At 33.0% G+C, this 3202-nt stretch carries 3 protein-coding genes and 1 other annotated feature; of the genes, 2 read left to right on the top strand and 1 reads right to left on the bottom strand.

Annotation, left to right across the window (positions count from 1 at the left end):
• Positions 1-524 precede the first annotated feature (524 nt).
• Complete coding sequence (locus tag ACW6OJ_RS07725) at positions 525-1190, bottom strand: hypothetical protein (protein ID WP_314497889.1); 666 nt, start codon at positions 1188-1190, stop codon at positions 525-527.
• A gap of 213 nt (positions 1191-1403) precedes the next feature.
• Positions 1404-1648: a binding site (T-box leader), on the top strand.
• Positions 1649-1714: 66 nt separating this feature from the next.
• Here ACW6OJ_RS07725 and ACW6OJ_RS07720 point away from each other — a divergent pair.
• Positions 1715-2266, top strand: coding sequence for a tryptophan transporter (locus ACW6OJ_RS07720; RefSeq protein ID WP_456096238.1), 552 nt, complete (start codon positions 1715-1717; stop codon positions 2264-2266).
• Positions 2267-2509: 243 nt separating this feature from the next.
• Positions 2510-3202: cell wall-binding repeat-containing protein (locus tag ACW6OJ_RS07715; protein ID WP_456096237.1), on the top strand; the 693-nt coding region annotated here is incomplete at its 3' end.

The following is a 3202-nucleotide window of genomic DNA, read 5'->3' as shown; positions in this document are numbered from 1 at the left end:
GACACCCAAAGGTAGTGCAGAAGTATGACTTTCTATTTCCAGTCCTATTAAATAGGCCTTCATTCATCATGTGAATAGACTCTATATATTTTTCTTGCTCTTCTATTTTATCTATAGATAACTCTATTTGCTTCCTTTTTGACACCTTATTTCTCCTTACTTAAAAGTACTTACTCCCCATACTTTCATTTATATTATCACTCTATTTTATCATATTTTGACAAATAACTGAATTTAATTTATCCTAATTTACAATAAATTGCAGATTAAGATCTTCTTATAAGACCTATTTCAGCATATATTAAACTAGTGCTTAGATATTCATCATAGACTCACATAAATGAATGGTATACATATTTATAAAAATCATTTTACTATACTGTGACTAGTTATTGATTCCAACAGAAAAGGACTACCCTTACGGTAGTCCCTAATAAGCTATTTATCTTTTGCAAAAAAGCCAGATCATACTCCACCTTAGTAACTAGTATACTAGAACCTGCAAGGCAGACTAAAAGCGCTTCCTACTTGTAGTATCTCTCTACTGCATATATATGAGCTGCATTTACATATCTAGCTCTTTCTTCTTCAGGTAACTTCTCAAGTTCTCTTCTGAATACAGCATCAAATGACTCATTGTTGCTATTTAATAGTGACATATTCATCATAGCATCTGGTGAAAGAACCTTAAGCTTCTTATCGATTATCTTCATAGTTCTAAGAGTAATTTCAGCTCTTTCTAAACCATGTTCCTTTAGGTACTCATCATATGCTTCAACTATAAGACGGTAATCTGGGCAAGTATGCTTTAAGCATTCAAACTCATCCTTGTCTAGTATTTTGCAAGTGAAAGGTATATTGTCCCACGTATGGTAAATATCAGAAACATAAACCTTCTTGTCAAATAATACCTTTATGATGTTCTTTATCTTTTCCGCATCATAGAACTTGTTGGCACTATTGTTAATACCCTTTATTTTTTCATCCATTTCATTGATCTTGATTATGTGATCAAATTCGTTAGCTAGGTCAGTCTTAACCCACTCTTCGTCAAAACCTAATTCCTTAACTGTTGATAATACAGCTCTCTTATAGATTTTTGGATTCTCAAATGCTTCCTTCCTAACTATAGCCAATACAAAATCTTTTAAATCCTTCTTGTCTCTTATGCTTAAGTTTAACCTATTCATTTAAGTTACCCATCCCTTCTCAAAAAAAATAAATTATTATTTATTGCTTTGTTTGATATTATTCTAACATAGTTCTACTATAAAAGCAACGTTTTTACAGAAAAAGTCCGGAAAAAAACGCTTTTTTAATTTTTCATTAATTTAAAATTCAGGAAAAAATTCCAAAAAAATCCTTGACAATGATCTACGAAAGATATATGATATTTACAAATAGAAAATCCTATGAGGAGAAGTAGTAGGTTAGTTAACTATTTATAGAGAGTCGGTGATGGTGGAATACCGATACTAGCAACTGATTGAATGGGTCTCTGAGGAGTGAATCGAAATCTTTTCGAGAGTAGACTTCACCGTGGGCTGCACGATATAGCGGATAGGGAATCATGAGTTCCTGAATAGAGATGTACGAGTTCATACTCGTATAATTTAGGTGGCAACGCGGATTATACTTCGCCCTATATATGGGGCGGAGTTTTTTTATTGGATTTTTTATATCAAGAATTTATGAATTTTATGGAGGTATAAAAATGAGAAACTCAAAAACAAAAACTATGATTTTAAACGCAATTTTATTAGGAATTGGCTTTATAGCCCATCAGATCTTCCCTGCTATTGCAGGAGGTATCACACCAGACCTTACACTAGTAATGCTATTCTGTATTATGGTAATTAACAGGGATGACTATAAGTCATGCTTGGTTGCAGGTATTATTTCAGGTATCTTCTCTGCCCTAGCAACAAAGTTTCCTTCTGGCCAGGTTCCTAATATGGTAGATAAGTTGGTAACTGTAAATGTAATGTTCATATTGATGAAGACTATGTATGCCCTACCACTAATGAACAAGTTAAACGAAAAGAAGGACCAGGTAATTATATTTGTAATGACTCTAGTGGGTACTTTTGTAAGTGGTCTAGTATTCCTAGTGTCTGCTGCAGCAATGGTTGGACTACCAGCTAGCCTAATGAGCCTACTTGTAGCAGTGGTACTACCTTCTATAGTTTTAAATGTATTTGCATCAATGGTATTATTTAATATTATTAAGCTAGCCCTTAAGAGATCAAGCTACCAGATTGGCTAGTATATTATATGTTATCATTTAATTTAAATTGTAAGCTCTAGTATATGATATGTATACTATTTCTTAGCACAAAATAGCCAGGTGTCCAACAAGCAAAGAGATAACTGGCTATTTTTATATACTGTTCCAATATAATAAAAATTATATGTTATAAAGAGAATAACAGTATTGACAATAGTTATCATTAATTGTATAATCAAGCTGGAGATTTTCTCAAATTTTTATTGGAGGTATCAAAAGAAAATGTCAAATTATCATAAAAAGAATATATCATTGTTTTTAGCTACGGTAATTACTTTTTCAAGTCTAACCATAGGAGATATACATGCTAATGAATCTCCATCAGGTTTATCATTGGAAAGAATATATGGCAAAGACAGATATGAAACATCAATGAATATTATAGGAAAGCTAAGTCCATCCAAAGTATATTTAGCCAATGGAAAGTCTTTTGCTGACGCCTTATCTGTTGGGCCAGTTGCCGGAAAAGAAAACGCAGCAATTCTCCTTACTGATGGTAAAAACCTTGATGTAAATAAACTCAAATCCAAATCCGTAACCGAGATTACTATTGTGGGTGGCGAAGATTCTATATCTAAAGCCCTAGAAAACACTTTAAAGCAAGACTTCAAGGTATCTAGGATAGGTGGTGCAAATCGCTATGAGACATCATTAAAACTCGTAGAAAAAATGGGTGTAAAAAATATCGCAGTAGCAAGTGGAAGAGATTTTCCAGATGCACTAAGCGCAGGTGGTGCCCTATCTATAAAAGGTATACCATTACTTTTAGTTGATGGGCATTCAGATGGGCATTCAATAGATAAAATTCATCGAGACTATAATATTGTTTATACTTTTGGAGGGCCCCAATCAGTCAAAAAGAGCTTTGGAAAAAGAATTTATGGTAAGGACAGGTATGAAACTTCATCCAAAATT

It is taken from the genome of Peptostreptococcus sp., assembly GCF_977045075.1.
This window is presented reverse-complemented; position numbering and strand designations above follow the sequence as displayed.

Coding starts and splice junctions, on each gene's coding strand:
- ACW6OJ_RS07725 (WP_314497889.1), bottom strand. CDS start 1,190: ATGAATAGGTTAAACTTAAGCATAAGAGACAAGAAGGATTTAAAAGAT.
- ACW6OJ_RS07720 (WP_456096238.1), top strand. CDS start 1,715: ATGAGAAACTCAAAAACAAAAACTATGATTTTAAACGCAATTTTATTA.